We start from the raw sequence: 26,048 nt of genomic DNA, 5'->3' as shown, positions 1-26,048 counted from the left end.
CTCAGCTCCCGGTGGAGGTGTAGTGGCGCACGCCGGTGCGCCAGACGAGCAGGGCCGCCCCGAACGTCACCAGGCCGGCGAGGGGCGACGCGAGCTGGAAGGCGTCGGGCGTCCCGAACGGGTCGTCGCGGCCGAGCAGGAAGAGGCAGGGGTACCAGTTGACGAACGCGACGGGCACCACGAACGTCAGGCCGACCATGACCTCGCGCGGGAAGATGCTCAGCGGGTACTGGGTGACGGTCGCGCCGCCGTAGGTGAAGGCGTTCGCGAACTCGGTGGCGTCGGTCGTCCAGAACTGGATGCAGGAGAAGCCGACGAAGAGCCCGAAGAACACCAGCGCACCGCTCACCAGCATCGACACCGCCACCAGCACCCGCGCCGGTGTCCAGTCGACGTGGGTGCAGGCCCAGCCGAACACGACGGAGGCCTGGGTGAGGCGCCCCAGCCGGCGCAGGGTGAACTGGTCGGCGCAGACCTGCACCAGCAGCGGCACCGGCTTGGTCATCATCTGGTCGAGGCGGCCCGTGCGGATGTAGGCGCCGATCCGCTCGACGCTGCCGATCGCGGTGTCGGCGAGCGCGAGGGCGAGCGAGGCGCTGCCGTAGAGCAGCGCGACCTCCTGCAGCGAGAAGCCGGCGAGGTCGCGCAGGTGGGAGAACATGATCCAGAGGCCGACGAAGTCGAGGCCGGTGATCAGCCCGTTGCCGACCGCGAGCAGCACGAACGACGTGGGGTACTGCCAGGCGGCGCGGACCCACAGCCATGCGATCTGGCCGTAGGTGCGCAGGTGCCGCGCGGCGAGGGCCTCAGCCACCCTGCACCACCACCTTGCGCGTGGCGAGGCCCAGCACGCCCTGGCACGCGGCGAGCAGCACGACCGCCCAGAAGACCTGGAAGCCGAGCGCGGCGACGAGGTCGTCGCCGACGTGCGTGCCCAGCCAGATGTCGGCCGGCACCTGGACGTAGGAGGCCCAGGGCAGGGCGTTCGCGACGGTGCCGAGCCAGCCCGGGAAGAGGACGAGCGGGAGCATCATGCCGCTGAAGAAGATCGCGAACGCGCCGCTCATCACCTTCACCCCCGACTGGTCGAGCAGCCAGAACGCGGTGCTGGCGACGAGGAAGCGGATCGCGAAGCTCACCACCACCGCCAGCACGAGGGACAGGCAGAAGGCGAGCGCGGCCACGGGGGAGGCGGGCAGCGCGATGTGGAAGACCACCAGGCCGATCACGGTGGGACCGAGACCGCGCGTGAGCAGGTGGTAGGCCGCCCGACCGAGGTCGGCCGCGAGGTACCAGCCGACCAGCCCCACCGGGCGGTAGAGGTCGATCGCCACGTCGCCGGTGCGGATCCGCTCGGCGAGGTCGTCGGTGCTGCCGCCGCCCCACAGCGCGATGGTCATCAGCAGCGCCTGGCCGAGCCAGACGTACGTCACCGCGTCCTGCTGGTCGTAGCCGCCGGCGGTCGGGTTCGCCCGCCACAGGGCGATGTAGGCGTAGGAGTAGATGACGCCGAAGACCGAGTTGGTGAAGATCCCGGCCAGCGTCGCCGCCCGGTAGGTGGAGTAGCGGCGGAAGGCGCGCGCGGCGATCGCGGCGTGCAGCACGTGCTTCCCCCTGACGACGAGATTCCCTGCCCCTCGAGGGGGCCGGGGATCGTCTCACATCCGGGGGGTGCGCCGCACCCCGGTCGGCGCACCCGGGGTCAGCGGTGGCGCACCAGGTTCACGACGCCGATGGTCCGCCCCTGCCCGTCGCGGGTGATCGCGACGCCGGCACGGTCCGCGCGGCGGTTCAGCAGGATCTCGCGGTGCCCGGGGGAGTCGAGCCACAGCCGCACCATGTCGTCCGGGGTGAGCCCGCTGCCCCGCACGAGCGTCTCGCCGGCCCAGCTGCCGCGGCACCGGTCGGCCACGTCGCCCTGGTCGCGGTGCGCGAACACCCCGGTGTGGGCGATGCGGCGGCCCCACTTCTCCGACATCCGGTCGGTGCACGCGTCGAACACGCGGACCTCGTCGAGGCCGTTGGCCGCGCGGGCCGCGTTGATCTCGACCATCAGCAGATCCTCGAGCTGGGCGGACGACAGGGTGCTGACGTCGCGGGCGCTGTCCGCCGACGACGGGACCGGCCAGGTGCCGGCGTGCGCCGCGGCGGTCGTGCCGACGACGGCGGACGCCGCCAGGCACAGCGAGGCGACGAGGGTCAGGGAGCGGTGGCGCAGCATGGGTTCCTCCAGGAGATCCGCTGCTCGGGGGATGAGCGAATCTTGAGGGAATCTTTCAAGATTCCGTCTTGATTGTAGGACTCTCGTGTGGGTCGTGTCGAAAAAGGAGGATCTGACGACGACACGCCGACGCTTTGGCAAGTTCTCACCAGAAGTCGCCCTACTCCCGGCTCCCCTGATGAAAGCGCCTTGACGGAATCTCCGTGGTCGGAACGACGAAAAGAGGCCCTGCGGTCTGGACCGGGGTCCGGGCCGCAGGGCCTCGACTCGTGCGCGCCTCGGCGGGCGCGCGGGGTCAGTGCTGGTAGGTGCCGTGCAGGATCGCACGGCCGAGGGTCTTGAAGGCGAGGTTGAACGACACCACGGCGGGCGAGGCGTCGGCGTCGACGCCGAGGGACTCCTCGCCGACGGCGTGCACGACGAAGAAGTACCGGTGCGGCTGGTCACCCTCGGGCGGGGCGGCGCCCATGAAACCGGCCTCACCACCGTCGTTGCGCACGTGGAAGGCGTTGCCGGGCAGGTCGCCGGACGCCGCGCCGGTGTCGAGGGAGGTGACGTCCGCGGGCAGGTCGACGAGGACCCAGTGCCAGAAGCCGCTCGGGGTGGGGGCGTCGGGGTCGAAGCAGGTGACCACGAAGGACTTCGTGCCCTCGGGCGCACCCGACCAGCTCAGCTGCGGCGAGGTGTTGCCGGCGGAGGCCACCTGGTCGTCGGAGAGAGGGGCGCCGTCGGTCACGTCGGTGCTCGTGACGGTGAACGACGCCGTGGCGGGGAGGTACTCGTACGGGTTCGGGGAGACCGGTCGCTCGATGCTCATTCCTCGAACCTAGCCACCCGCACCACGTCGGGGCCAGCGAGACTGGACCCATGACCGACGCCCCGCATCCCGAGCCCGGAGTCGCCCGCCCCTACCTGGCCGGACTGGTGCTGGAGGGGCGCAAGGTCGTCGTGGTCGGCGGTGGACACGTCGCCCAGCGGCGGGTGCCGTCGTTCCTCGCGACCGGCGCCCTGGTCACCGTGGTGAGCCCGGAGGTGACGCCGGCGATCGAGGGGTTGTCCGGGGAGCTGACGCTCGTCCTGCGCGAGTTCGTCGAGACCGACGTCGACGGCGCCTGGTACGTCGTCGCCGCGACCGACGACCCCGAGGTCAACTCCCGCGTGGTGGCGGCCGCCGAGGCCCGCCACACCTTCTGCGTCCGCGCCGACGACGCCCGCGGCGGCAGCGCGTGGACCCCGGCGGTGGGCCACCACGGCAGCGTGACCGTCGGGGTGCTGGGCAACCGGGAGCCCCGCAAGTCCGCGGCCCTGCGCGACGACATCGTCACCGCGCTGCGCGACGGCGACCTCAGCGCCACCGACGCGCACGACCGCACGCCGGGGGTCGTCCTCGTCGGCGGTGGCCCGGGGGAGCCCGAGCTGGCCACGGTCGCGGCCCGGCACGCCCTCGCGTCGGCCGACGTGGTGGTGGCCGACCGGCTCGCCCCCCGCGAGCTCCTCGACGGACTGGGCCCCCACGTCGAGCTGGTCGACGTGGCCAAGCTGCCGCGCGGACGGTCGGCCACGCAGGAGCGGATCAACGAGGTCATCGTCGACCGTGCCCGCGCCGGCAAGCGCGTGGTGCGGTTCAAGGGCGGCGACTCCTTCGTCTTCGGGCGCGGCTACGAGGAGGTGCTGGCCTGCCTCGAGGCGGACGTGCCGGTCACCGTCGTCCCGGGGCTCACCTCCGCCATCGCCGTCCCGGCGCGGGTCGGCATCCCGGTCACGCACCGCGGCGTCGCCCACGAGTTCACGGTGGTCTCGGGGCACCTGCCGCCCGGCCACCCGGACTCGCTCGTCGCCTGGGACGCCGTGGCGCGGATGCGCGGCACGGTCGTCCTGCTGATGGCGGTCGACAACGCCCCGGCGATCGCCGACGCCCTGGTGTCGGGCGGTCGGCCGGCGACCACGCCGGTGGCGGTCGTCGTCGACGGCACCATGCCGACGGAGCGCACGGTGCTCAGCACGCTCGGGGACCTGGCCGGCGACCTGGTGGCCCACGAGGTGGTGCCCCCGGCGATCATCGTGGTAGGCGACGTGGTCGCCGTGGCCCGTCCGGCACACTACGGGCGTGGCTGACCCGCTCCGCACCATCGAGATCGACGACCCGGACGACCCCCGCCTCGCCGACTACCGCGACCTGCGCGACGTGGAGCTGCGCAAGTCGCTCGAGGCCGAGCACGGGCTGTTCCTCGCCGAGGGCGAGAAGGTGGTCCGCCGCGCGGTCGAGGCCGGCCACCGGCCGCGCTCGTTCCTGATGGCCCCGCGCTGGCTCGACGGCCTCGGTGACGTGATCGGCGACGGGGACGCTCCCTGCTTCGTGCTGTCCGAGGCACTGATCGAGCAGGTCACCGGCTTCCACGTCCACCGCGGCGCACTGGCCTCCCTCGAGCGGCGGGTGCTGCCGTCGGTCGACGACGTGCTGGCGGGTGCGCGGTCGGTGCTGGTCCTCGAGGACCTCGTCGACCACACCAACGTCGGCGCGATCTTCCGCTCCGGGGCGGCGCTCGGCTTCGACGCGGTCCTGCTGGCGCCGCGGTGCGCCGACCCGCTCTACCGCCGCGCGGTCAAGGTCGGGATGGGAGCGGTGTTCACGACTCCGTGGACCCGGCTCCCGGACTGGTACGACGCGCTGCCGGACCTCGCGCGCCGCGGCTTCACCACCGTCGCGCTCACCCTGTCGCCCGACTCGGTGCCGATCGAGGACGCGGTCGCCGGGGTGGACCGGCTCGCACTGGTGCTCGGCTCCGAGGGCCACGGCCTCTCCGCGCGCTGGGAGGCGTCCGCCGACCGCCGCGCGATCATCCCGATGCGCGCCGGCATCGACTCCCTCAACGTCGCCGCCGCTACTGCGGTGGCGTGCTACGCCGCCGCGCGCCGGTGACGCGGTGGCGCAGCCTCCGGGCCGCCACCACCACCAGCACGATCGCCACCAGCACGTAGACCACGTTGCTCACGGGTCCGACGTAGCCCTCCACGACGTGCCACTGCGCGCCCAGCTCGTAGCCGGCGAGGATCAGCGCCGCGTTCCAGAGCAGGCTGCCGAGCGTGGTGTAGAGGCAGAACGTGGGCAGCGGCATCCGGTCGAGGCCTGCGGGGATGGACACCAGGCTGCGCACGCCCGGGACCAGCCGGCCGAAGAACACCGCCGAGCGGCCGTGCGCGCCGAACCACGCCACCGAGCGGCGTACGTCGTCGGCGTGCACCAGCGGGACCCGGTCGGCGAGCCGGCAGATCCGTTCCAGCCCCCACGCCGCGCCGAGCCAGTAGAGCACCAGCGCGCCCACGAGCGAGCCCGCGGTCGCCCAGGCGATCGCCGCCACCAGCCCGTAGTGGCCCTGGCTGGCGGTGTAGCCCGCGAGCGGCAGCACCAGCTCGCTCGGCACGGGCGGGAACACGGTCTCGAGCGCGGTCGCCAGGCCGACGCCGGGCGAGCCGATGGTGCGCATGACCAGGACGACCCAGTCGAGGACGGCTTCCATCTCCCGCCCTCAGCCGCGCTGCCGCAGGGCTTCGTGGAGGACCAGCGAGCCCGCCACGGCGGCGTTGAGGGACGACGCGGACCCGACCATCGCGATGCTCGCGACGTCGTCGCAGACCGTGCGCCACGACGAGGAGAGCCCGTGGGTCTCGTTGCCGACCACCACGACCACCCGTCCCGACAGGTCGACCGAGCCGAGGTCGGTGCCCTCCTCGTCGGTGCCGACGATGCGGTAGCCGTGGGCGTGGGCGTGCTCGACGACCGGGCCGGGCCCGGGGACGCGGAGGACGGTGAGCGCGAAGAGGGACCCCGTGCTGGCCCGCACCGACTGCGGGTCGTAGGGGTCGGCGGCGTGGCCGGTGACGACGAGCGCCGAGGCCCCGAACGCGTCGGCGGAGCGGGCCAGGGTGCCGATGTTGCCGGGGCTGGTCGGGCGGTCGAAGACGACGACCGGCCCGTGCGGGCGCGCCGAGTCGGCGAGCCGGGCGACCCCGTCCTCGGGCATCTCGACGACCGCCACCAGCTCGGCGCCGTCCTTGCCGCTGAGCCGGGCGTGGAGCTGCGGGGCCAGCGCGACGCGCTCGGCCGCGGTCGTGGCCCACATCTCCTCGGCCCAGGCGGAGGTCGAGTCCTCGGAGCGCAGCAGCTGGCGCACGGTCCAGCCCTCGGCGACCGCCCGGGTGACGGGGCGGACGCCCTGGACGAGGAACTCACGGTTGCGGTGCCGCTTGGAGCGGTTGGTCAGCAACGCCTCCCACTGCTGGAAGCGCGCGTTCTCACGGGTGATGCGCAGGTCGTTCATCGCGGCGCGGGCCCTCAGCCGGTCTGCTCGGCGGGCCAGGTCAGCGGGTAGTCCTCCGCGGCGGCGTCGTGCTTCTTGCCCAGCCGCTTGCGGGACTTGGCCGACAACCGGTCGCCGAAGACCGTGCCGAGGGTGTGGTCGGTCTCGTGCTGCAGGCAGCGCGCCAGCAGGCCCGTTCCCTCGAAGGTGACCGGCTCGCCGTCGAGGCCGGTGCCGTCGACCCGCGCCCAGTCGGGCCGCGGGCAGGGCTCGAACGAGCCGGGGAAGGACAGGCATCCCTCGTCGTCGTCGTCGAGGCGCCGCTCGCGCCCCTCGGGGAGCGTGAGGACCGGGTTGCACACCACGCCGACGGTGCGCACCCCGTCGTCGTCGGGGCAGTCGAAGACGAACATCGCGACGTCCTCACCGACCTGGCAGGCGGCCAGGCCGACCCCGTCGGCGGCGTACATCGTGGCGACCATGTCGGCGGCCAGCGTGGCGAGCGCGTCGTCGTACGCCGTGACCTGCTGCTGCGGGGCGTGCATCACGGGCGTTCCCCAGCGGGTGATCGGGCGCACGGTGCCGCCGGTGGGCAGGGGGCCGTGCGGGGCCCGGACGTCGTCGGTGGGGGCGGTCGGCTCGTCGGGCATGCGGACGATCGTACCGAGCGGGGGTGGGGTGACCTGCGCCACGGGGTGCCCTCTGGTGGAGTCTGTAACTCACAGTTACATTGGCACCATGTCCCTCCTCAGCAGTCTCCGGCCCGGCGGTCGCCACGGCTTGTCCTCCCGGGAGACCCGCGACCCGATCGGCTACGCCGTCGCCGCGGTCAACCGGCTCGCGCAGAGCGACCTGATCGACCGCGTGGGGCTGCGCCGCCAGGCCGAGCAGGCCGTCTACGTGTCGACGCGCGGCGGCTTCCGGGCCGCGACCGCGGCGGGGCGGACCTTCGCCCGCGCCGGCCGACGCTCGCCCGGCGCGCGACCCGCCGCCGCGTCCGCCCGCGGGGTCTTCGACCTCACCCCCACCGAGGACGAGCAGATGCTCGTCGACGTCGTCACCGAGCTGGCGGCCGAGGTGCTGCGACCGGCCGCGTCGGCGGCCGACGACGCCTGCGCCGCGCCACCCGAGGTGCTCGCCGCCACGCGCGAGGTCGGGATCCCGGTCCTCGGCGTGCCCGAGTCCCTCGGCGGGATCCTCGAGGAGCGCTCGGCGATGGCCGGGACGCTGGTCGCGGAGGCGCTGGCGAAGGGCGACATGGGGCTCGCCGTCGCGTCGCTCGCGCCCGGCGCGGTCGCGACCGCGCTCGGCCTGTGGGGCACCGACGCCCAGCAGCAGACCTACCTGCCGGCCTTCACCGGTGACGACGTCCCCGCCGCCGCGCTCTGCCTGGCCGAGCCCACGGTCCTCTTCGACGCGCTCGCGCCCGCCACCACGGCGACCCGCGACGGCGACGGATTCGTCCTCGACGGCGTGAAGTCGGCGGTGGTCCGCGGCGCGGAGGCCGAGCTGTTCGTGGTGTCCGCGGCCCTCGACGGCGTGCCCGCGCTGTTCCTGGTCGAGTCCGGCACGGCCGGGCTCGAGGTCGAGGCCGACCCGTCGATGGGCCTGCGTGCGGCCAGCCTGTCCCGGCTGCACCTCACGGGCGTCCGGCTGCCCGCCGACGCGCTGCTCGGCGACACCGACGGGCGGGCCCACACCGAGTGCGTACGGCTGTCCCGGCTCGCGTGGTGCGCCCTTGCGGTCGGCACCGCCCAGGCCGTCCTCGACCACGTGTCGGCCTACGTCAACGAGCGCGTGGCCTTCGGTGAGCCGATCAGCCACCGCCAGTCGGTGGCGTTCATGGTCGCCGACATCGCCATTGAGCTGCAGGCGATGCGGCTGCTCACCTGGAAGGCCGCGAGCCGCGCCGCCCGCGGCGACGACTTCGCCCGCGAGGTCGGGCTCGCGCGCCAGCTGTGCGCGGAGAAGGGGATGCGGATCGGCCTCGACGGCGTCCAGCTGCTCGGCGGCCACGGCTTCGTCAAGGAACACCCCGTCGAACGGTGGTACCGCGACCTGCGCGCCATCGGTGTCATGGAAGGTGCGGTGCTGGTCTGATGGCGATCAACCTGGAGACCCCCAAGAAGCACGCCACGCTCATCGACCAGGCCCACCAGCTGGCGATGAACATGCTGCGGCCGATCTCACGGACCTACGACCGCGCCGAGCACGCGTACCCCAAGGAGCTCGACATGCTCGCCGCGCTGATCGACGGCGTCTCCGAGTCCGGCGCCAGCAGCGGCGCCGGCGCGGGGGGCGTACGCCGTGCGGACGGACCCGACGACGGCCGGGTCCGCAACGGCGCCAACCTCGCCTCGGTGCTCTCGGTCGCCGAGATGTGCTGGGGCGACGTCGCACTGCTGCTGTCGATGCCGCGCCAGGGACTGGGCAACTCGGCCATCGCGTCGGTCGCCACGGAGGAGCAGCTCGAGCGCTACCGCGGCACGTGGGCGGCGATGGCGATCACCGAGCCCGGCACCGGGTCCGACTCGGCCAGCATCACCACCACGGCGGTGCGCGACGGGGACGAGTACGTCATCAACGGCGAGAAGATCTACGTCACGTCGGGCGACCGCGCGGACAGCGTGGTGGTGTGGGCGACGCTCGACCGGGACCTGGGCCGGGCCGCGATCAAGTCGTTCCTGGTCCGCAAGGACAACCCGGGCCTCACGGTCGAGCGGCTCGAGCACAAGCTCGGCATCCGCGCCTCCGACACCGCTGCGATCACCTTCACCGACTGTCGCGTGCCGGCCGAGGACCTGCTCGGCTCGCCCGAGATCGACGTGAAGTCCGGTTTCGCGGGAGCGATGGCGACCTTCGACAACACCCGCCCGCTGGTGGCCGCGATGGCGGTCGGGTGTGCCCGGGCGTCGCTCGACCTGACCCGCGACCTGCTCGAGCAGGCAGGCGTGGTCGTCGACCACGACCGGCCCGCGCAGCTGCAGAGCGCCGCGGCCGCGACGTTCCTGCGGCTCGAGGCCGACTGGGAGGGCGCGCAGCTGCTGATGATGCAGGCGGCCTGGATGGCCGACAACCGCAGGCCCAACTCGCTGGAGGCCTCGATGGCCAAGGCGAAGGCCGGCCGGGTCGGGTCCGACGTCACGCTCTCCTGCGTCGAGCTGTGCGGCACGCTCGGCTACAGCGAGGTGGAGCTGCTCGAGAAGTGGGCGCGCGACTCCAAGATCCTCGACATCTTCGAGGGCACCCAGCAGATCCAGCAGCTGATCGTCGCGCGGCGGATCCTCGGGCTGACCAGCGCTCAGCTGAAATAGCACTGACCTCCCCCCCTTCCTCGCCAGACCACACGCAAGGACCGGGCACCTCCTCTGCGAGGAAGTGCCCGGTCAGCGTGTGTCAGGAGACGGACTTGAAGGGGTCGTGCTCGGCGAGCAGCTTGTCGACGCGGGCCTGATCGAGGCGGTGGAAGACCCGTGCGTCCTCCTGCTGGTCGCGCACGACCTTGGCGAGCGTGAAGGTCGAGGTCGTCAGGTAGAGCGTGCCGAGGGCGAGGAAGCCCTTGATCCACGGGTCCGCGTCCATGAAGTAGATGGCGACCAGCATGGCGAAGAGCGAGGCACCGAAGGAGATGGTGGCCTGCAGGGCGAAGGCGGCGGTGTTCTTGGCGGTGGTGTCGGTCTTGGAGGGCATGGCAGAAGCCTGCTCGCGGGGGCCGGCGCGCGGACCTGTCGTGCTACCCGATCCGCACTGAGTACGCGCACCCGACCTGCCCCGGTACGTTCGGGCCATGCCAGACCAGCCGGGGCACATGTCGCCCGAGGAGTTCCGCCGCCAGGGCCACGCGGCCATCGACTGGATCGCCGACTACTGGGCCTCGCTCGACGACCTCCCGGTGCGCTCGCAGGTCGCCCCGGGTGACGTCCGCGCGCTGCTCCCCGCGTCGGCGCCGGAGCAGGGGGAGCCGTTCGACGCGGTGCTCGCCGACCTCGACCGCGTCGTCGTGCCCGGCCTCACCCACTGGCAGCACCCGCGGTTCCTCGCCTACTTCCCGGCCAACTCCTCGCCCGCGGCGATCCTCGGCGACCTGCTCTCCAGCGGCATCGGCGCGCAGGGGATGATCTGGGCCACCAGCCCGGCGGTGACCGAGGTGGAGCAGGTCGTCCTCGACTGGTTCGGCGAGGCGCTGGGCCTGCCCGCGGCGTTCCGCAACGACGGCCCCGGCGGCGGCGTCATCCAGGACACCGCCTCCACCGCGACCCTGACCGCGCTGCTGGCCGCGCTGCACCGCGCCAGCGGAGGCGACGTACGCCGCCACGGCACGGGACTGGAGCGGTGGACCGTCCACGGCTCCACGCAGGCGCACTCGTCGCTGGTCAAGGCGGCGATGATGGCCGGGCTGGGGGAGGAGTCCGTGCGCACGGTGCGCGTCGACCCGGTCACCCAGGCGATGGACGTGGACGCGCTGCGCGACGCGCTCGCCGCCGACGTGGCCGAGGGCCGCCGGCCGGTGATGGTGCACGTCGCGTCCGGCTCCACGTCCACCGGCGCGACCGACGACGTCGCCGCCGTCGTGGAGGTGGCCCGTGGGCACGACGACCTGTGGGTCCACGTCGACGCCGCGTGGGCGGGCGTGGCGGCCGTGTGCCCCGAGCTCCGCGACCACCTGAGGGGCGTCGAGGACGTCGACTCGTTCGTCACCAACCCGCACAAGTGGCTGCTGACGACCTTCGACTGCAGCACGTTCTGGGTGCGGGACCGGGCCGCGCTCACGGGCGCGCTCTCGATCCTCCCGGAGTACCTCCGCAACGCCGCGACCGAGTCGGGCGCGGTCGTGGACTACCGGGACTGGCACCCGCAGCTCGGACGCCGGTTCCGGGCGCTCAAGCTCTGGGCGGTGCTGCGCACCTACGGGCTGGAGGGGTTGCGCGCCCATGTGCGGTCCGGCGTCGAGCTGGCGCGGCGGGTGGCCGACCACGTGGCGGCCGACGACCGGTTCGAGATGGTGACCGAGCCGTCGCTGTCGCTGGTCGTGTTCCGCCTCCGCGCCGGGGACGAGCAGACGCTCGCGGCGATGGAGGCCGTCAACGCCTCCGGCGAGGCCTACCTCAGCCACACCGTCGTCGAGGGACGTGCGGCGATCCGCATCGCGGTCGGCAGTTGGCGCACCACCGAGGCCGACGTCGACCGCACCTGGCGCGCGCTCCAGGCGGCCGCCGCCCGCTGAGTCCGCAGCACCTTCCTGCCCACTCGGCGGGGTGTCTGGGAGGGTGCACGACATGAAGCTCTTCGCCGACTCGCCGGGCCGCCGCACGCGCCAGGTGGTGGCCGACCTCCTGTTCGTCGCCTGGCTGGTGCTGTGGGTCTGGGCCGGCCACGCCGTCCACGACGGCACCCTGGACCTCGCCGGGCCCGCGCGGCAGACCGACTCCGCGGCGTCGTCGATGGCGGAGAACCTGCGCGACGCGGGGGAGCGGCTGGGAGGCACCCCGCTGGTCGGCGACGAGCTGGCGGTCCCGTTCGACCAGGCGGCCGCCGCGTCCGACGGCCTCGCGTCCGCCGGGCGCGACACCGTCGAGGCGGTGGAGCGGCTGGCGCTGCTGCTCGGCCTGGCCGTCGCCCTGATCCCGATCCTCGTGGTCGCGGCGATCCACCTGCCGGCCCGCTGGCGCTTCGTCCGCGAGGCGACGGCGGGTGCCCGGTTCATCGACGCGCGGGAGGACCTCGACCTCTTCGCGCTGCGGGCGCTGGCGCACCAGCCGATGCACGTCCTGGCGCGGGTCAGCGACGACCCGGCGGGTGCATGGCGGGCCAGGGACCCGGACGTCGTACGAGCCCTCGCCGCCCTCGAGCTGGCCGACGTGGGGCTGCGGCTGCCGGAGCTTCCGGACGCGGTCGGTGGGCCCGCGTAGAGTCATCCCACGTGCAGTTCCTCGACGGCGCGACGCCGCCCCACGACCTGACCTACGACGACGTGTTCATGGTGCCGCGGCACTCCGCGGTCGCCAGCCGCTACGACGTCGACCTCGCCACCTCCGACGGCACGGGCGCGACGCTGCCCCTCGTCGTCGCGAACATGACCGCGATCGCGGGCAAGAGGATGGCCGAGACGGTGGCTCGCCGCGGTGGGCTCACGGTGATCCCGCAGGACATCCCGATCCCGGTGGTCGCGGACGTGGTGGCGTGGGTCAAGCGGCGCCACCACGTGTTCGACACCCCCATCGAGCTGCGCCCCGACCAGACGGTCGCCGAGGCGCTCTCGCTGATCCCCAAGCGGGCCCACCGCGCCGCCGTGGTCGTCCAGGACGGCCGGCCCGTTGGCGTGGTGTCCGAGGCCGACTGCGCCGACGTCGACCGCTTCGCGCAGGTCGGCTCGGTGATGAACCGTGACGTCGTGACGGTGTCGGCCGGCACGGACCCGCGCGAGGTCTACGACGCGATCGAGCGGGCGAAGGCCCCGCTGGCGGTCGCGGTCTCGGAGGAGGGCGGCCTGGTCGGTGTCCTCACCCGGCTCGGTGCCCTGCGGGCGACGCTCTACACGCCCGCCCTCGACGAGCGTGGCGGCCTCCGCATCGCCGCCGCCGTGGGCGTCAACGGGGAGGTCGCCGAGCGCGCCGAGCAGCTCCTCGCCGCGGGCGTCGACTGCCTCGTGGTCGACACCGCGCACGGCCACCAGGACCGGATGGTCCAGGCGCTGCGGTCCGTGCGCGCCCTGTCGCCGACGGTCCCGGTCGCGGCCGGCAACGTCGTGTCGGCCGAGGGCACCCGAGCGCTGGTCGAGGCCGGGGCGGACATCGTCAAGGTCGGCGTCGGCCCCGGCGCGATGTGCACCACCCGGATGATGACCGGGGTCGGCCGCCCCCAGTTCTCGGCCGTGCTGGAGTGCGCGGCCGCGGCGCGCGAGCTCGGCAAGCACGTGTGGGCCGACGGCGGCGTACGCCACCCGCGCGACGTGGCCCTGGCGCTGGCCGCGGGCGCGTCCTCGGTGATGATCGGCTCCTGGTTCGCCGGCACGCACGAGTCGCCCGGCGACCTCGTGCACGACGTCGACGGCCGGCCGTTCAAGATCTCCTTCGGCATGGCGTCCGCACGCGCGGTCGCCAACCGCACGGCGGCCGAGTCGTCGTACGACCGGGCCCGCAAGGGGCTCTACGAGGAGGGCATCTCCTCCTCGCGGATGTACCTCGACCCCCAGCGCCCGGGCGTCGAGGACCTCATCGACCAGATCTGCTCCGGCGTGCGCTCCTCGTGCACCTACGCCGGCGCCGCGACCCTCGCCGAGCTCCACGACAACGCCCTGGTGGGCGTGCAGTCGGCGGCGGGCTTCCACGAGGGCCGACCGCTCGAGCGGTCCTGGTGAGGGTGGTGGCGTGGTGACCGTGCGCGACCTCCAGCACGTCTTCGTGATGACCTACGGCCGGTCGGGCTCGACCCTGCTCATGGGCATCCTCAACTCGATCCCCGGATGGCTGGTCCGCGGCGAGAACCGGCACGCCATGCGGCACCTCTACGACTTCCACCGCACCGGCCTGGCTGAGCGGGACCGCGTCGACGCCGCGCGGGCGAGCCAGCCGACGCACCCGTGGTTCGGCATCGAGGGGTTCCCCGAGGTCGCGTCGCTGCAGCACATCCGGGCGCTCGCCGAGGCGACCCTGATGCGGCCCGAGCACGACACGCGGGTCACCGGCTACAAGGAGATCCGCTGGTACGACGCCGACCTGCCCGACTACCTCGCGTTCCTGCAGCAGGTCTTCCCGGGCGCCCGGTTCGTCCTCAACACCCGCAACCTCGAGGACGTCGCGGCCAGCAACTACTGGACCCACAAGGACGACCCCCTCGCCCAGGTGACGGCGATCGAGGAGAAGATGCTCGCCGCGGCGGCGGGCCTCGGCGACGCGGTGCACCGGGTGCACTACGACGACTACGTCGCCGACCCGGAGGTGCTGCGGGGACTCTTCGACTGGCTGGGCGAGACCTACGACCAGAACCGCGTCGAGGCCGTGCTCGCCACCCCGCACTCGCGCCGCGGCAAGCACCGGGACGCCGAGTGAGCCGGAGCGTCCTGGTCGTCTCGGCCACGACCGCCGAGGCGGCGCACGTGCCGCCCGACCTCCCGCTCGTGATCACCGGCATGGGCAAGACCGCCGCCGCGACTGCGACCGCGCGTGCCCTCGCGGCGTACGACGACCTCTCCGGCCTGACCGTGGTCAACATCGGCACGGCCGGCGCGCTGCGCCCCGGGCTGACCGGCCTGTTCGAGCCCGGCTCGGTGCTCAACCACGACCTGAGCGCGGACGTCGTCCGCGCCCTCGGCCACGACCCGCAGGAGCGGCTCGAGGTGGGGGAGTCCGAGGTGGTGCTGGCGACCGGCGACGTCTTCGTCAGCGACCCCGTCGTCCGTGACGCGCTCGCCGAGCGCGCGCACCTCGTCGACATGGAGGGCTACGCCGTGGCCTACGCCGCGCAGCAGGCCGGCGTGCCCGTGCGCCTGGTCAAGCACGTCTCGGACGCGGCCGACGAGTCCGCGCTCGACTGGCCGAGCCTGGTGGCCGCCTCGGCGGTCGTCCTCGGGGAGTGGCTCGCCACCGAGCTCTGAGGGACCCCGCTGCACTTCAGGACGTCCCGCACCTCCGAGACTGGGCGCATGGGTGTCGACGTGGCCCTGAGTCCCGCCCGCGGGTTCGTGCGAGGATGGCCACATGATCGTCAACCCCGGCAGCCACGACCCGCAGGGTCCCTGGGACCCCGACGCCAAGAAGAAGTGGATCGACACCCGCTACTTCTGGACGCTGCTCCCCGCGCTGGTGGTGATGGTCGGCCTGATCGTCGCGGGGCAGTACCTCGGCGACAGCTGAGCCATCGGCGTGCGCCCGAGCCGTCGGCGTACGCCCCTGAGCGGGGATCGGTCAGGCTCTCGCTGAACTTGTCAGGGCGTGCACGGCCTGACAAGTTCAGCGATCCCCGGTCAGCCGGGGATCGCTGAAGGCCGCCCCGTCGGCCCCGGAGATCACCGCGAGCTGTTGGGGGTGCGGCCCTTCGTGGTCCCCACGAACGCCTGGGTCACGTCGTCGTCGCGCTCGACGAGCCAGACCAGCGCGATGGTGGTCGGCTCGAGGTCGGCCACCACCCGGGTGACGACGTCCTTGCGCTGGTGCAGCCGCGCGACCGACATCGGCACGATCACCACCCCCGTGCCGGCGGCGACGGTCTCGACCGCCTCCCGCTCGGTCATCGGCGGCCAGTCGAGCTGCGCGGCGGACGGCGTCCAGCCGCTCGGGTGCGGACGCACCAGCTGCTCGTCGGCGAGGTCGGCGAGGGCGACCTCGTCGTCGGCCGCGGCGACGAGGTGGTCCTTCGACGCGACGACCACCTGCACCTCGTCGTAGAGCCGCACGCAGTGCAGCCCGTCGCGGTCGACCGGGAGCCGGACGATCGCCATGTCGAGGCTGCCGTCGCGCACGCCGTCGACCTGGTCGGCCTCGGTGGTCGGCACGAGGTGGAGCGTCTCGCGCCGGGCCGCACGCCAGCTGCGCGCCCACTTGTCAGGGGTCGCGCCGGTCACGAAGCCGACGCGGAGGGGAGCGATCATGGGCACGACCCTACGGCGACCGCTCCCCGTCCCGGTCAGGCCTCGGGGTCCTTCTCGACCGAGATCACGAAGTCGTCGCCGTGCTCGGTGACACCGGTGATGACGGCCGCCTCGACGGCCTCGATGGCGTACTTGCGGCGCACCACCATCGGGTCCTGGCCGAGGTCCTTCACCAGGGCGGTGGCGAGGCCGATCATGATCACGACGAACGGCAGGGCGGCGATGACGGTAATCGTCTGCAGGCCGGTCAGCGCGTCCGCTCCGCCGACGAGCAGCATCACCGCGGCGACGGCGCCGGTCGCGACGCCCCAGAAGATGACGGTCGGGCGCGACGGGTGGGTGGTGCCGCGCTCGGACAGCGTGCCCATCACGATCGAGGCCGCGTCGGCGCCGGAGACGAAGAAGATGCCGACCAGGACCATGACCACGATGCTGGAGATCGTGGCCAGCGGGTACGCCGCGAGGGTGCTGAACAGCTGGTTCTCCAGCCCGCCGGCGCCGGCGATGTCGGTGCCGGCCTTCTGCAGGTCGATGGCCGCGCCGCCGAAGATGCAGAACCACACGACGCTCACCAGGCTCGGGACGAGCAGCACGCCGGTGACGAACTGGCGGATGGTGCGACCGCGCGAGATGCGCGCGATGAACATGCCGACGAACGGCGTCCACGACAGCCACCAGGCCCAGTAGAAGACGGTCCACGAGGAGAGCCAGTCGCTCGTCTCGGAGCCCTCGGCGGCGGTGCGCGCGGCCATCATCGGCAGGTCGGCCACGTAGGAGCCGATCGACGTCGGGACCAGGTTGAGCATGAAGACGGTCGGGCCCACCACGAACACGAAGAGCGCGAGACCGATCGCGAGCACCATGTTGATGTTGGACAGCCACTGGATGCCCTTGGCGACGCCGGACACCGCGGAGAGCACGAAGGCGGCGGTCAGGACGGCGATGATGCCGACGAGCACGGCGTTGCCGGTGTCGCCGATGCCGGCGACGATCTGCAGGCCGGACTCGATCTGCAGGGCGCCGAGGCCGAGCGAGGTGGCCGAGCCGAAGAGGGTCGCGAAGATCGCGAACATGTCGATCGCCTTGCCGCCGACGCCGTGGGCGTGGCGGCCGAGGATGGGCTCGAACGCCGAGCTGATCAGCTGGAGGCGGCCCTTGCGGTAGACGCCGTAGGCGACGGAGAGGCCGACCACGGCGTAGATCGCCCACGGGTGCAGCGTCCAGTGGAACATTGTGGTGGCCATCGCGGTCTGGGCGGCCTCGGGGTTGCCGGCCTCACCGGTGCCGGGCGGCGGCGTGACGAAGTGGGTGATCGGCTCGCTGACGCCGTAGAACATCAGGCCGATGCCCATGCCCGCGCTGAACATCATCGCGATCCACGACACCGTGCGGAACTCCGGCTCCTCGTCGTCGCGACCGAGCGGGATGTTGCCGAACTTGCCGACCGCCAGCCAGATCACGAAGACGACGAACGCGCTCGAGGTCAGGACGAACAGCCATCCGGTGTTGCCCATGACCCACGACAGGCCGCTCGCCGAGGCGTCGGCGAGGCTGCCGGTGCTGACGAAGCCCCACACCAGGAACGCGACGCTGACCAGCGCCGTGACGCCGAAGACGACCTTGTCCAGGCCGCGCTCGGGGGTCGCGGAGGGTTCGATCGCCGCGTCGAGCGCGGGGTGCACGTCGTCGAGGCCGGGAATCTCGTGGGGGTGTTCCATGCCGATAGCCATTCCTCGACCAGATCAAGAATCTTGGTGTCAAGCAAACCGGGACGGGAGTTCCCCGCGGCGGTGGAGACGGATGTCACCCTGGCGGATCGCCCGCAGGGGTGGCTCCCTTCGCGGCGTCGGCGTAGGACCGGACGACGGACACGGAGAGCGGGAAGTCGACCGGCAGGTCGCGGAAGAGCAGGCGCGCGGCGGTGTCGGCGGCCGCCCCGACGGCGGCCACGACCTCGTCGGCACGGTCGGCCGGCGCGTGGACCACGACCTCGTCGTGCAGGAAGAACACCAGGTGCGCGCGTGCCTCGAGCGGTCCGTCGCCCCCGAGCGCCCACAGCCGGTTGCGCAGGTCGGCGATCCAGCACAGCGCCCACTCCGCGCCCGTGCCCTGGACGACGAAGTTGCGGGTGAACCGGCCGTAGGCGCGGCGCCGGCGGTCGAGTCCGGTGAGGTCGTCGGGCGGTGCGTCGGGCTCCTCCTGCCACGAGCCGCCGAGGGCCGGGCAGCCGCGCCCGAGCAGCGTCCGGACGACCTGTCCCCGCTCGCCGACGCGGGCGGCGTCCTCGACGAGCCCGAAGGCGCGCGGGTAACGCCGCGCCAGGTCGGCCGCCATCCGGCCGCTCTCGCCGCTGGTCGCGCCGTACATCGCGCCGAGCAGGCCGAGCTTGGCGTGCTGGCGCGACGCGACCGCGCCGTCGTCGACCATGCCCTGGTAGAGGTCGGCGCCGCGGGCGGCACGGGCCAGGGCGGTGTCGCCGCTCATCCCGGCCAGCACCCGGGGCTCGAGCTGGGCGACGTCGGCGACGACCAGCACCCAGCCGTCGTCGGCGACCGCGGCCGGCCGCACGACCGCGGGGAAGGACAGCGCGCCGCCGCCGTTGGAGGACCAGCGCCCGGTGGCGGAGCCGGCGGGCTGGTAGACCGGGCGGAACCGCCCGGCGGACACCCACTCGTCGCTCCACGCCCAGCCGACCGTCTGGAACAGGTGGGCGAGCTTCTTGTAGCGCAGCAGCGGCTCGACCACCGGGTGGTCGACCTGGCGCAGGGTCGACGCGCGGGTGTCGGGCACCTCGACCTCGGCCCGCCGCAGCGCCGCCAGCAGGTCGGGCCGCGAGTCGGGGTTCAGGGCGGGGCTGCGGAGGAGGCGCCGCACCTCCGCAGCGGCCTCCTCGAGCAGCATCGGCCGCGCTCCTCGTGGTGGCCGCGGGCCGAGCAGCCCGGTGAGGATCTCCTGGTGGACGTCGACCCGCCACGGCACGCCCGCGTGGGTCATCTCGGCCGCCGCCAGCGCACCGGCCGACTCGGCGGCCAGCAACAGCGCCAGCCGGGGCGACGCCGGAGAGGCCCGCACGGCGGCCGTCTGCCGCTCGTCCTCGGCGTCCGCGCCCAGGTGCTCGGCGGCGGCGTCGGCGCTGAACAGCACCGGGTCCCCGGCCACGGCCGGCCCGAGCCGGTCCCAGTGCGGGCGGTCGGCGCCGTCGAGGAGCCCCTGGTCGACCTCCGGCGCACGACGGAGCAGGTGGTGGCCGAGCCGGAGGTCGTGGCAGCGACCGACCCGCACGCCCTGCGCGAGCAGCGGGGGGTACCACCGGGCGGTGTCGTCCCACACCCAGCGTGGGTCGTCGGGCTCGCGCCGGGCGACGTACGTCGGCAGGTCGGCCAGGTCGATCTCGATCGACGTGCCGGCCTCGGTGATCCGCACCCGCTCGCCCGGCAGGCGGGAGAGCTGGACGCGGGTCATGGGGAGAGCATCCCCGAGGCCACCGACGGTCCGGCGCTTGGCACACCCGGATGATGGTGGGGTGCTGCACCGCCACCCGTTCCTCAGCCTGCTGACCGTCCTCTACCTGGGCTTCGTCGGGCTGGTGACGCTCACCCCGGGGTCCGACCAGCCCGACTACGCCGGGCTCGCCGGACGCGTGCTGGCGCGGCTGGAGCGCTACCCCGGCCTCGACCCGCTCACCAGCCGGCTCAGCGTGGAGCGCATCGAGTTCCTCGCCAACGTCGGGCTCTTCGTGCCGCTCGGCGTGTTCCTGCTGCTGCTCGTCGGGACCCGCTTCTGGCTGGTCGCGATGGCGGCGGGCATCGTGCTCACCTCGATGATCGAGAGCGTCCAGCGCGAGATCCCGGGCCGGGTCTCGGACCCGCGGGACGTGGCGGCCAACTCGATCGGCATGTTCGCGGGGATCGTGCTGGCTGTCCTGCTCACCCTCCCGGCAGCGATGCGTCGGCGGCGCGAGCGGGCGGTGCGGCAGGCGTGAGCCGCGCCGGTCAGTCGGCGTCGAGCACGTCGTCGAGGGGCCGGCGCGGGGTGCGGGCGAGGTCGTCGCGCCCGATGGCCTGCCAGCCCACGCGGACGAGGACCAGCGGGTGTGCGAGACCCCCGAGGACGTCGTGCTGGAAGGCGCGGCGGGTCTCGGGGACCTCGACCACCTGGCTGAGCGGGACCACCGACAGCCCCTCGCGGACGGCGGCGAGCCACAGTGCGGTCAGGCCCTCGCCGGCGCGCAGCCACGCCGGGACGTCGTCGTGGCCGTCGAACAGCACCACGAGGCCGTCCGAGGACTCCAGGTCGGGGCTGGGGACGGGGTGGAGCGGCGAGGTGTCGAAGCGCTGGGCGTAGGTCCCGACCCGGTGCGTGCTCTCCGGCAGCACCTGGTGCGGGATGCCGTCCACCGGGCCGCGATCGACCCACTCCTCCTGCTCCGCGCGGGCGGTCGGGCGCGAACGCTGGAGCTGCGCGGCGAGGAGGACGAGCCGTTCGGCGCGGAACCGCTCGGACACCTCGGTGAGCGCGATTCCCCGGGCCCCGCACTCGTGCGCGACCGCCGCGAGGTGCTCGAGCCGCTCCTCCGGGACCGGCCAGGACGTGAAGCGCCGCCGGTCGGTGGTCCGCCGGACCAGCAGGTCGAGGACGTCGGCGCCGTGCGGTGGCGGGGAGCCGGGTCGGAGCACCAGCCGGGCGAGGAGGTCGGGTCGTCGCGGGTCCGGGTGGCGCTCGACGGTGACGTCCCACCCCAGGGCGTCGGCCGCGACGCGGGCGTGGTGCAGCGCGGCGCCGCAGCTGATGACCAGGTTGCGGCCCACGGGGTCGGTGACCTCGAGCTGGCGCCGCCGGTCCGCGTGCAGCTCGAGACCGCGCCCCGTCGTGCGCCAGCGCCAGGGCTGGGTGTTGTGCACGCTCGGCGCCAGGCACGCCGCCCCCACGACCCGCCGCACGACGCGTTCGGGGACCGCCTGCCGCTCCGCCATGGCTCCTCCTCGGCTCGGCCCCCGCTGGACCCAGCCTGCTGCCTGGCGGGCCGCGGGGGCAGGGACGAAGGGCCTGCCGCGACGTGCCCTTGGGCTCTGGGGACGCGACCGCTGCGGCTCCTAGTCTCGCGGCATGTCGACGCTGGACGCCCGGGGAACGGGCCATGCCGAGGACCTCGACGAGCTGCTCGACCTCGAGGACGACCTCAGCCCCGAGGGGCAGGAGGCGGACGACCGCGCCGGCGAGGGCGGGGTGCCGGCCTGGCGCCAGGGCTACCCGTACGAGAAGAAGCTCAGCCGCAGCGACTACGAGCACACCAAGCGGCTGCTCCAGATCGAGCTACTCAAGCTGCAGGCCCACGTCAAGGACACCGGCCAGAAGGTGGCCGTGCTGTTCGAGGGGCGTGACGCAGCCGGCAAGGGCGGTGCGATCAAGCGGTTCATGGAGCACCTGAACCCCCGTGGTGCCCGCATCGTCGCGCTCAGCGTGCCGACCGCGCTCGAGCAGTCGCAGTGGTACTTCCAGCGCTACGTCGCGCACCTGCCGAGCGCCGGGGAGATCGTCCTGTTCGACCGGTCCTGGTACAACCGCGCCGGGGTCGAGCGGGTGATGGGCTACTGCACCCCCGTGGAGTACCTCAACTTCATGCGGGAGGTGCCGGACCTCGAGCGGATGCTCACCCACGCGGACATCCACCTGGTCAAGCTGTGGTTCTCGGTGTCGCGGGCCGAGCAGGCGGCCCGCTTCGCCGCCCGGTCGTCCGACCCGGTGCGCCAGTGGAAGCTCTCGCCCACGGACCTCGCCAGCCTCGACAAGTGGGAGGCCTACACCGAGGCGAAGGAGGCGATGTTCTTCCACACCGACACCGGCGACGCCCCGTGGACGGTCATCAAGTCCAACGACAAGAAGCGTGCCCGGATCGAGGCGATGCGGGTGCTGCTGTCCGGCCTGGACTACCCGCAGAAGGACCACGCACTGGTCGGCACGCCCGACCCGCTCATCGTGGGGCCGGCGGCGCTGGTGCACGAGGACGACGAGGACCCGGGACGCTTCTTCCCGTCGACCAGCCCGCAGCGGAGGACCTCATGAGCACGCACGACCACGTCGAGACCGGGACGGCCGGAGCCGTGGTGGTCGGCGTCACCGGTCCCGGTCGCGAGACCGCCGCGCTGCGCCTCGCCGCCGGTGTCGCGCACCGCGAGGGTCGCGAGGTGGTGCTCGTCCACGCGTTCCGCACGGCGCTGCCGGCGCCCCCGCAGGCCGCGTTGGTGTCCTACGCCGCGACGGCGGACGTCGCCGAGTGGGTCGTCAAGGAGGTCGAGGACGAGCTCTCCGGCCTCGCCGCCGGACGGGTCCGCTTCCGCAGCATCACCGTGGCGGGCGCCCCGGCCCGGGTGCTCGCGGACCTCTCCAGGGACGCGCGGGTCGTGGTGGTCCAGCACCGTACCGACCACGGCGCCGGTCGGCTCTTCACCGGCTCCACGGTCACCGGGACCGCCACCCACGCACACTGCCCGGTGGTCTCGGTGCCGGCGGACTGGGAGCCGCCGGCGAGCGACGCCGCGGGCGAGGTCGTGGTCGGCGTCCACGAGGGCGGGCTGCCGCGGCCCGTGCTCGAGGCAGCGTTCGACTGGGCCGAGTCGACCGGGGTCCCGCTGCGGGTCCTGCACGCGTGGCGCCTCGACCCGGCCTACGACGACATCATCACCGCGCGGGTCGCCGACGAGTGGAACCACGACAAGCGGGTCGTCCTCGGCACCGCGGTACGCGCGCTCGGGAACGCCCACCCCGGCGTCACCGTCGACGTCGAGGTCCGCCACCAGTACCCGCCCGAGGTGCTCGTCGACGCGTCCCGGGCGGCGTCGCTCGTGGTGATCGGCCGCCGCGGCCCACACCTGTGGCCGGGCGCGCACCTCGGCTCGCTGGCCCGCACGGTGCTGCGGGCGGCCCACGGACCCGTGATGGTCGTCCCCGTGGGCCGGCACGACGAGTCGCCCCGCGACTGGGACCTCCTCGCCGACGAGGTGTCCCCCCAGGCCTGAGCCGCGGCGGAGCTCAGGAGGCCGTCCGCCCGGCGCGCAGCCGGGCGGCGGCCACCAGGCCGGCCATCAGGCCGATCTCGACGCGCGTCTCGGGGTGCCACTGCACCGCGAGGCACCAGCGCTCGCCCGGCGCCTCCATCGCCTCGAGGGTGCCGTCGGCGGCGTGGGCCACCGCCTCGAAGCCGGGGTGGGTCGCCACGGACTGGTGGTGGTGGCAGCTCACCTCGACCTCGGGACCTACGAGCCCGGCGAGGCGTGACCCCTCGGTGGTCGCCACGGCGACCGTGCCGTACGCGTCGCCGCCGGGGGAGTGCGTCTCGTGGCCCACCAGGTCGGGGGTGTGCTGGTCGAGCGTCCCGCCCCCGTGCACCGCCATCAGCTGCATGCCGCGACAGATGCCCAGCACGGGGAGGTCTGCGTCGTCGGCGGCGGCCAGCAGCGCGAGCTCCCACGCGTCGCGCTCGGGCTGCCAGCCGGCCGTGCGCGGGTGCGGCTCGGCGCCGTAGCGCGACGGGTCGACGTCCGCGCCGCCCGCGACCACGAGCGCGTCGATCCGGGCGACGACCCGCGAGGCGGCTCCGGGGGTCGCGACGGGTGGCAGCAGCAGCGGCACGCCGCCCGCCGCCTCGACCGAGGCGGCGTACTCCGTCGGCAGCAGGTCGGCGGTCGTGCGCCACACGCCCCACGCGGCGTGCTGCCGGTAGGTCGTGAGGCCGACGACGGGCGCGTCCACGGTCCGGTCCTCAGAGCGGGGTGACGTACGCGCCGGAGATGCCGCCGTCGACCAGGAAGGTGTTGGCGGTCATGAAGCTCGACTCGTCCGAGGCGAGGAACAGCACGGCGTTGGCCATCTCCTCCGGCTCGCCGAAGCGACCCATCGGCACGTGCACGAGCCGGCGCGCGGCCCGTTCGGCGTCGCTGGCGAACAGCTCCTTGAGCAGCGGCGTGTTGACCGGCCCGGGGCACAGGGCGTTGACCCGCACGCCCTCGCGGGCGAACTGCACGCCGAGCTCGCGCGACATCGACAGCACCCCGCCCTTGGAGGCCGAGTAGGAGATCTGCGAGGTGGCGGCACCCATGACGGCGACGAACGACGCGGTGTTGATGATCGAGCCGCGCTTCTGCTCGAGCATGTAGGGGAGCGCCGCCTTGCAGCACAGGTAGACGCTGGTGAGGTTGACCTCCTGCACCCTGCGCCACGCGTCGAGGTCGGTGTCGAGGATCGAGTCGTCCTCCGGGGGCGAGATGCCGGCGTTGTTGAACGCGATGTCGACCGAGCCGTAGGTGTCCTTGGCGGTCCGGAAGAGGGCGTCCACCTCCTCCTTGGACGTCACGTCGACGTGGACGTAGGTCGCGACGTCGGAGCCGCCGAGCTCGGCGACGAGCGCCTCGCCCGACGCGTCGTCGATGTCGCCGATGACGACGCGCGCGCCCTCCTCGACGAAGCGGCGCACGGTCGCGAGACCGATGCCGCTGCAACCGCCGGTGACGACGGCCGTGCGGCCCTCGATGCGTCCTGCCATGGGTGTCTGCCTCTTTCCGGTGCTGGTGCGGGGGGTCTGGGTGCGGGTGGTCAGTGGGCGATGAAGACGTTCTTCTCCTCCGTGAACGCGTCGGGCGCGTCCGGCCCGAGCTCGCGGCCGAGCCCGGACTGCTTGTAGCCGCCGAACGGCGTCCAGTAGCGGACCGAGGAGTGGCTGTTGACCGAGAGGTTGCCGGCCTCGACGCGGCGGGCCACGCGCAGCGCGCGACCCACGTCGGAGGTGAAGATCGAGCCGGACAGGCCGTAGTCGCTGTCGTTGGCCAGCGCGACCGCCTCGTCCTCGTCGTCGAACGGCATGACCGCGACGACGGGTCCGAAGACCTCCTCACGCCAGATCGCTTCGGACGTGTCGGTCGACTCGACGACCGTCGGCGGCAGCCACCACCCGGGTCCGTCGGGCGCGCTGCCGGTGAAGGCGACGGTGGCGCCGTCGAGGTAGCGCTGCACGGCGTCGCGCTGCCCGGCCGAGACCAGCGGGCCCATCTCGCTCCGCTCGTCGGCGGGGTCGATGACGCGCAGCGCCCTGACCGCGGTCTCGAGGCGCCCGACGAACTCGTCGTAGGCCGAGCGCTGGACGAGGATCCGCGAGCGCGCGCAGCAGTCCTGGCCGGCGTTGTCGAACACGGCGTACGGCGCGCTGGCGGCCGCCGCGGCCACGTCGGTGTCGGCGAAGACGATGTTGGCGCTCTTGCCTCCGAGCTCGAGGGTGACCCGCTTCACCTGGTCGGCGCAGCCGGCCATGATCTGCTTGCCGACCGCCGTGGATCCCGTGAAGCAGACCTTGCGGACCAGCGGGTGGGTGACGAACCGCTGGCCGACGACCGAGCCCTGCCCCGGCACGACCGTGAGCACGCCCTCGGGCAGTCCCGCGAGCCGGGCGAGCTCGCCGATCCGGATCGCGGTGAGCGGGGTGAGCTCGGCCGGCTTGAGCACCACCGTGTTGCCGGCCGCGAGCGCGGGCGCGAAGCCCCACGCGGCGATCGGCATCGGGAAGTTCCAGGGCACGATGATCCCGACGACGCCGAGCGGCTCGTGGAACGTGAGGTCGGTGCCGCCGGCGACGGGGATCTGCCGGCCGAAGAGGCGCTCGGGGGCCGCGGAGTAGTAGTTCAGGCAGTCGCGGACGTTGCCCGCCTCCCAGCGGGCGTTGCCGACGGTGTGGCCCGCGTTGAGCACCTCGAGCCGGGCCAGCTCCTCGAGGTGGTCGTCGACGACGGCGGCGAAGGCGCGCAGCAGCCGCGCGCGCTCCCCGGGCGCGACGTCGCGCCAGGCGGGGAACGCGTCGTGGGCGCGCTGGATCGCGGCGTCGGCGTCGTCGAGCGTGGCGAGTGCGGGGGAGGAGTCGAGCTCCTCGCCGGTGGCCGGATTGATCAACGTGCTCATG

28 protein-coding genes are annotated in these 26,048 nt (G+C 73.4%); 13 read left to right on the top strand and 15 right to left on the bottom strand.

Annotation, left to right across the window (positions count from 1 at the left end; genetic code table 11):
• Nucleotide 1: 1 nt before the first annotated feature.
• The 4 genes from LN652_RS03675 to LN652_RS03660 form a co-directional block, all read right to left on the bottom strand.
• Complete coding sequence (locus LN652_RS03675; protein ID WP_230443343.1) at nt 2-814, bottom strand: ABC transporter permease; 813 nt, start codon at nt 812-814, stop codon at nt 2-4.
• Nucleotides 807-1,604 (bottom strand): ABC transporter permease, encoded by a 798-nt coding sequence (locus LN652_RS03670; RefSeq protein WP_230443342.1) that lies wholly within the window; start codon nt 1,602-1,604, stop codon nt 807-809. The genes LN652_RS03675 and LN652_RS03670 overlap by 8 nt, the downstream gene beginning before the upstream one ends.
• 98 nt (nt 1,605-1,702) lie before the next feature.
• Nucleotides 1,703-2,221: a CAP domain-containing protein gene (locus LN652_RS03665; RefSeq protein WP_230443341.1), complete on the bottom strand. Its 519-nt coding sequence runs from the start codon at nt 2,219-2,221 to the stop codon at nt 1,703-1,705.
• 295 nt (nt 2,222-2,516) lie between these two features.
• Nucleotides 2,517-3,038 carry a YbhB/YbcL family Raf kinase inhibitor-like protein gene (locus LN652_RS03660; protein WP_230443340.1) on the bottom strand — a complete coding sequence of 174 codons (522 nt, stop codon included), beginning with the start codon at nt 3,036-3,038 and terminating at the stop codon, nt 2,517-2,519.
• A 50-nt stretch (nt 3,039-3,088) separates the two neighbouring features.
• On the opposite strand from LN652_RS03660, the gene cobA reads away from it, so the two are divergent.
• Together cobA and LN652_RS03650 are read left to right on the top strand one after the other, a co-directional pair.
• Nucleotides 3,089-4,336: a uroporphyrinogen-III C-methyltransferase gene (cobA, locus tag LN652_RS03655; RefSeq protein WP_230443339.1), complete on the top strand. Its 1,248-nt coding sequence runs from the start codon at nt 3,089-3,091 to the stop codon at nt 4,334-4,336.
• A complete protein-coding gene (locus tag LN652_RS03650) occupies nt 4,329-5,141 on the top strand; it encodes a TrmH family RNA methyltransferase (RefSeq protein WP_230443338.1) in 813 nt (270 codons plus the stop codon). The genes cobA and LN652_RS03650 overlap by 8 nt, the downstream gene beginning before the upstream one ends.
• On the opposite strand, the gene LN652_RS03645 is transcribed toward LN652_RS03650, so the two are convergent.
• Genes LN652_RS03645 through def form a run of 3 tightly spaced genes read right to left on the bottom strand, consistent with a single transcriptional unit; the run spans nt 5,104 to nt 7,169 of the window.
• Nucleotides 5,104-5,739 carry a DedA family protein gene (locus tag LN652_RS03645; protein ID WP_230443337.1) on the bottom strand — a complete coding sequence of 212 codons (636 nt, stop codon included), beginning with the start codon at nt 5,737-5,739 and terminating at the stop codon, nt 5,104-5,106. The genes LN652_RS03650 and LN652_RS03645 overlap by 38 nt on opposite strands.
• A 9-nt stretch (nt 5,740-5,748) precedes the next feature.
• Entirely contained in the window at nt 5,749-6,540 is a 792-nt protein-coding gene (locus LN652_RS03640; RefSeq protein ID WP_230443336.1) for a TrmH family RNA methyltransferase, read from the bottom strand.
• Nucleotides 6,541-6,554: 14 nt separating this feature from the next.
• Nucleotides 6,555-7,169 carry a peptide deformylase gene (gene def / locus LN652_RS03635; RefSeq protein WP_230443335.1) on the bottom strand — a complete coding sequence of 205 codons (615 nt, stop codon included), beginning with the start codon at nt 7,167-7,169 and terminating at the stop codon, nt 6,555-6,557.
• An 88-nt stretch (nt 7,170-7,257) separates the two neighbouring features.
• On the opposite strand from def, the gene LN652_RS03630 reads away from it, so the two are divergent.
• On the top strand, nt 7,258-8,619 hold the full coding sequence (locus tag LN652_RS03630; RefSeq protein ID WP_230443334.1) for an acyl-CoA dehydrogenase family protein: 1,362 nt from the start codon (nt 7,258-7,260) through the stop codon (nt 8,617-8,619).
• Entirely contained in the window at nt 8,619-9,833 is a 1,215-nt protein-coding gene (locus tag LN652_RS03625; protein WP_230443333.1) for an acyl-CoA dehydrogenase family protein, read from the top strand. The genes LN652_RS03630 and LN652_RS03625 overlap by 1 nt, the downstream gene beginning before the upstream one ends.
• Nucleotides 9,834-9,915: 82 nt before the next feature.
• Here LN652_RS03625 and LN652_RS03620 read toward each other — a convergent pair whose 3' ends face one another.
• Nucleotides 9,916-10,209: a YiaA/YiaB family inner membrane protein gene (locus tag LN652_RS03620; protein ID WP_230443332.1), complete on the bottom strand. Its 294-nt coding sequence runs from the start codon at nt 10,207-10,209 to the stop codon at nt 9,916-9,918.
• Nucleotides 10,210-10,306: 97 nt separating this feature from the next.
• Between LN652_RS03620 and LN652_RS03615 the strand changes: the two genes are divergently transcribed.
• The 6 genes from LN652_RS03615 (at nt 10,307) to LN652_RS03590 (ending at nt 15,371) form a co-directional block, all read left to right on the top strand.
• Entirely contained in the window at nt 10,307-11,743 is a 1,437-nt protein-coding gene (locus LN652_RS03615; RefSeq protein WP_230443331.1) for a pyridoxal-dependent decarboxylase, read from the top strand.
• Between the two features lie 52 nt (nt 11,744-11,795).
• On the top strand, nt 11,796-12,428 hold the full coding sequence (locus LN652_RS03610) for a hypothetical protein (protein ID WP_230443330.1): 633 nt from the start codon (nt 11,796-11,798) through the stop codon (nt 12,426-12,428).
• 11 nt (nt 12,429-12,439) lie between these two features.
• Nucleotides 12,440-13,876 (top strand): GuaB1 family IMP dehydrogenase-related protein, encoded by a 1,437-nt coding sequence (locus tag LN652_RS03605; RefSeq protein ID WP_230443329.1) that lies wholly within the window; start codon nt 12,440-12,442, stop codon nt 13,874-13,876.
• Between the two features lie 10 nt (nt 13,877-13,886).
• Nucleotides 13,887-14,567, top strand: a complete 681-nt coding sequence (locus LN652_RS03600) for a sulfotransferase (protein ID WP_230443328.1) — start codon at nt 13,887-13,889, stop codon at nt 14,565-14,567.
• Complete coding sequence (locus LN652_RS03595) at nt 14,564-15,112, top strand: nucleosidase (RefSeq protein WP_230443327.1); 549 nt, start codon at nt 14,564-14,566, stop codon at nt 15,110-15,112. The genes LN652_RS03600 and LN652_RS03595 overlap by 4 nt, the downstream gene beginning before the upstream one ends.
• A 103-nt stretch (nt 15,113-15,215) precedes the next feature.
• Nucleotides 15,216-15,371 carry a hypothetical protein gene (locus tag LN652_RS03590; protein ID WP_230443326.1) on the top strand — a complete coding sequence of 52 codons (156 nt, stop codon included), beginning with the start codon at nt 15,216-15,218 and terminating at the stop codon, nt 15,369-15,371.
• Between the two features lie 152 nt (nt 15,372-15,523).
• Here the strand turns inward: LN652_RS03590 and LN652_RS03585 are convergent, their stop codons facing one another.
• The 3 genes from LN652_RS03585 to LN652_RS03575 form a co-directional block, all read right to left on the bottom strand.
• Nucleotides 15,524-16,105, bottom strand: coding sequence for a LysR family substrate-binding domain-containing protein (locus LN652_RS03585; protein ID WP_230443325.1), 582 nt, complete (start codon nt 16,103-16,105; stop codon nt 15,524-15,526).
• A 35-nt stretch (nt 16,106-16,140) separates the two neighbouring features.
• Nucleotides 16,141-17,823, bottom strand: a complete 1,683-nt coding sequence (locus tag LN652_RS03580) for a BCCT family transporter (RefSeq protein WP_230443324.1) — start codon at nt 17,821-17,823, stop codon at nt 16,141-16,143.
• A gap of 85 nt (nt 17,824-17,908) precedes the next feature.
• Nucleotides 17,909-19,567 carry a bifunctional 3'-5' exonuclease/DNA polymerase gene (locus LN652_RS03575; protein WP_230443323.1) on the bottom strand — a complete coding sequence of 553 codons (1,659 nt, stop codon included), beginning with the start codon at nt 19,565-19,567 and terminating at the stop codon, nt 17,909-17,911.
• Between the two features lie 61 nt (nt 19,568-19,628).
• On the opposite strand from LN652_RS03575, the gene LN652_RS03570 reads away from it, so the two are divergent.
• Nucleotides 19,629-20,087 (top strand): VanZ family protein, encoded by a 459-nt coding sequence (locus LN652_RS03570; protein WP_230443322.1) that lies wholly within the window; start codon nt 19,629-19,631, stop codon nt 20,085-20,087.
• A 10-nt stretch (nt 20,088-20,097) separates the two neighbouring features.
• Here LN652_RS03570 and LN652_RS03565 read toward each other — a convergent pair whose 3' ends face one another.
• Nucleotides 20,098-21,078: an Acg family FMN-binding oxidoreductase gene (locus LN652_RS03565; protein ID WP_230443321.1), complete on the bottom strand. Its 981-nt coding sequence runs from the start codon at nt 21,076-21,078 to the stop codon at nt 20,098-20,100.
• Nucleotides 21,079-21,211: 133 nt separating this feature from the next.
• Here LN652_RS03565 and ppk2 point away from each other — a divergent pair, with 133 nt between their 5' ends.
• Together ppk2 and LN652_RS03555 are read left to right on the top strand one after the other, a co-directional pair.
• Complete coding sequence (ppk2, locus tag LN652_RS03560; protein ID WP_230443320.1) at nt 21,212-22,168, top strand: polyphosphate kinase 2; 957 nt, start codon at nt 21,212-21,214, stop codon at nt 22,166-22,168.
• Nucleotides 22,165-23,121 carry a universal stress protein gene (locus LN652_RS03555; protein ID WP_230443319.1) on the top strand — a complete coding sequence of 319 codons (957 nt, stop codon included), beginning with the start codon at nt 22,165-22,167 and terminating at the stop codon, nt 23,119-23,121. The genes ppk2 and LN652_RS03555 overlap by 4 nt, the downstream gene beginning before the upstream one ends.
• 13 nt (nt 23,122-23,134) lie before the next feature.
• Here the strand turns inward: LN652_RS03555 and LN652_RS03550 are convergent, their stop codons facing one another.
• Genes LN652_RS03550 through LN652_RS03540 form a run of 3 tightly spaced genes read right to left on the bottom strand, consistent with a single transcriptional unit; the run spans nt 23,135 to nt 26,047 of the window.
• A complete protein-coding gene (locus tag LN652_RS03550; protein WP_230443318.1) occupies nt 23,135-23,854 on the bottom strand; it encodes a gamma-glutamyl-gamma-aminobutyrate hydrolase family protein in 720 nt (239 codons plus the stop codon).
• A 10-nt stretch (nt 23,855-23,864) separates the two neighbouring features.
• Nucleotides 23,865-24,644, bottom strand: coding sequence for a 3-oxoacyl-ACP reductase (locus tag LN652_RS03545; RefSeq protein WP_230443317.1), 780 nt, complete (start codon nt 24,642-24,644; stop codon nt 23,865-23,867).
• 50 nt (nt 24,645-24,694) lie between these two features.
• Entirely contained in the window at nt 24,695-26,047 is a 1,353-nt protein-coding gene (locus LN652_RS03540; protein WP_230443316.1) for an aldehyde dehydrogenase family protein, read from the bottom strand.
• Nucleotide 26,048: the final 1 nt, after the last annotated feature.

The organism is Nocardioides okcheonensis (assembly GCF_020991065.1).
In the GTDB taxonomy this organism is placed as follows: Bacteria; Actinomycetota; Actinomycetes; order Propionibacteriales; family Nocardioidaceae; genus Nocardioides; species Nocardioides okcheonensis.
The sequence above is the reverse complement of the archived record's forward strand: the minus strand, read 5'-3'. Positions and strand labels throughout refer to the sequence as shown.

Excerpts from the sequence above, each read along its gene's own strand:
- LN652_RS03665 (WP_230443341.1), bottom strand. The coding sequence starts at position 2,221 with ATGCTGCGCCACCGCTCCCTGACCCTCGTCGCCTCGCTGTGCCTGGCG.
- LN652_RS03660 (WP_230443340.1), bottom strand. The coding sequence starts at position 3,038 with ATGAGCATCGAGCGACCGGTCTCCCCGAACCCGTACGAGTACCTCCCC.
- cobA (WP_230443339.1), top strand. The coding sequence starts at position 3,089 with ATGACCGACGCCCCGCATCCCGAGCCCGGAGTCGCCCGCCCCTACCTG.
- LN652_RS03645 (WP_230443337.1), bottom strand. The coding sequence starts at position 5,739 with ATGGAAGCCGTCCTCGACTGGGTCGTCCTGGTCATGCGCACCATCGGC.
- LN652_RS03640 (WP_230443336.1), bottom strand. The coding sequence starts at position 6,540 with ATGAACGACCTGCGCATCACCCGTGAGAACGCGCGCTTCCAGCAGTGG.
- def (WP_230443335.1), bottom strand. The coding sequence starts at position 7,169 with ATGCCCGACGAGCCGACCGCCCCCACCGACGACGTCCGGGCCCCGCAC.
- LN652_RS03630 (WP_230443334.1), top strand. The coding sequence starts at position 7,258 with ATGTCCCTCCTCAGCAGTCTCCGGCCCGGCGGTCGCCACGGCTTGTCC.
- LN652_RS03625 (WP_230443333.1), top strand. The coding sequence starts at position 8,619 with ATGGCGATCAACCTGGAGACCCCCAAGAAGCACGCCACGCTCATCGAC.
- LN652_RS03620 (WP_230443332.1), bottom strand. The coding sequence starts at position 10,209 with ATGCCCTCCAAGACCGACACCACCGCCAAGAACACCGCCGCCTTCGCC.
- LN652_RS03615 (WP_230443331.1), top strand. The coding sequence starts at position 10,307 with ATGCCAGACCAGCCGGGGCACATGTCGCCCGAGGAGTTCCGCCGCCAG.
- LN652_RS03610 (WP_230443330.1), top strand. The coding sequence starts at position 11,796 with ATGAAGCTCTTCGCCGACTCGCCGGGCCGCCGCACGCGCCAGGTGGTG.
- LN652_RS03590 (WP_230443326.1), top strand. The coding sequence starts at position 15,216 with ATGATCGTCAACCCCGGCAGCCACGACCCGCAGGGTCCCTGGGACCCC.
- LN652_RS03585 (WP_230443325.1), bottom strand. The coding sequence starts at position 16,105 with ATGATCGCTCCCCTCCGCGTCGGCTTCGTGACCGGCGCGACCCCTGAC.
- LN652_RS03580 (WP_230443324.1), bottom strand. The coding sequence starts at position 17,823 with ATGGAACACCCCCACGAGATTCCCGGCCTCGACGACGTGCACCCCGCG.
- LN652_RS03575 (WP_230443323.1), bottom strand. The coding sequence starts at position 19,567 with ATGACCCGCGTCCAGCTCTCCCGCCTGCCGGGCGAGCGGGTGCGGATC.
- LN652_RS03565 (WP_230443321.1), bottom strand. The coding sequence starts at position 21,078 with ATGGCGGAGCGGCAGGCGGTCCCCGAACGCGTCGTGCGGCGGGTCGTG.
- ppk2 (WP_230443320.1), top strand. The coding sequence starts at position 21,212 with ATGTCGACGCTGGACGCCCGGGGAACGGGCCATGCCGAGGACCTCGAC.
- LN652_RS03555 (WP_230443319.1), top strand. The coding sequence starts at position 22,165 with ATGAGCACGCACGACCACGTCGAGACCGGGACGGCCGGAGCCGTGGTG.
- LN652_RS03545 (WP_230443317.1), bottom strand. The coding sequence starts at position 24,644 with ATGGCAGGACGCATCGAGGGCCGCACGGCCGTCGTCACCGGCGGTTGC.
- LN652_RS03540 (WP_230443316.1), bottom strand. The coding sequence starts at position 26,047 with ATGAGCACGTTGATCAATCCGGCCACCGGCGAGGAGCTCGACTCCTCC.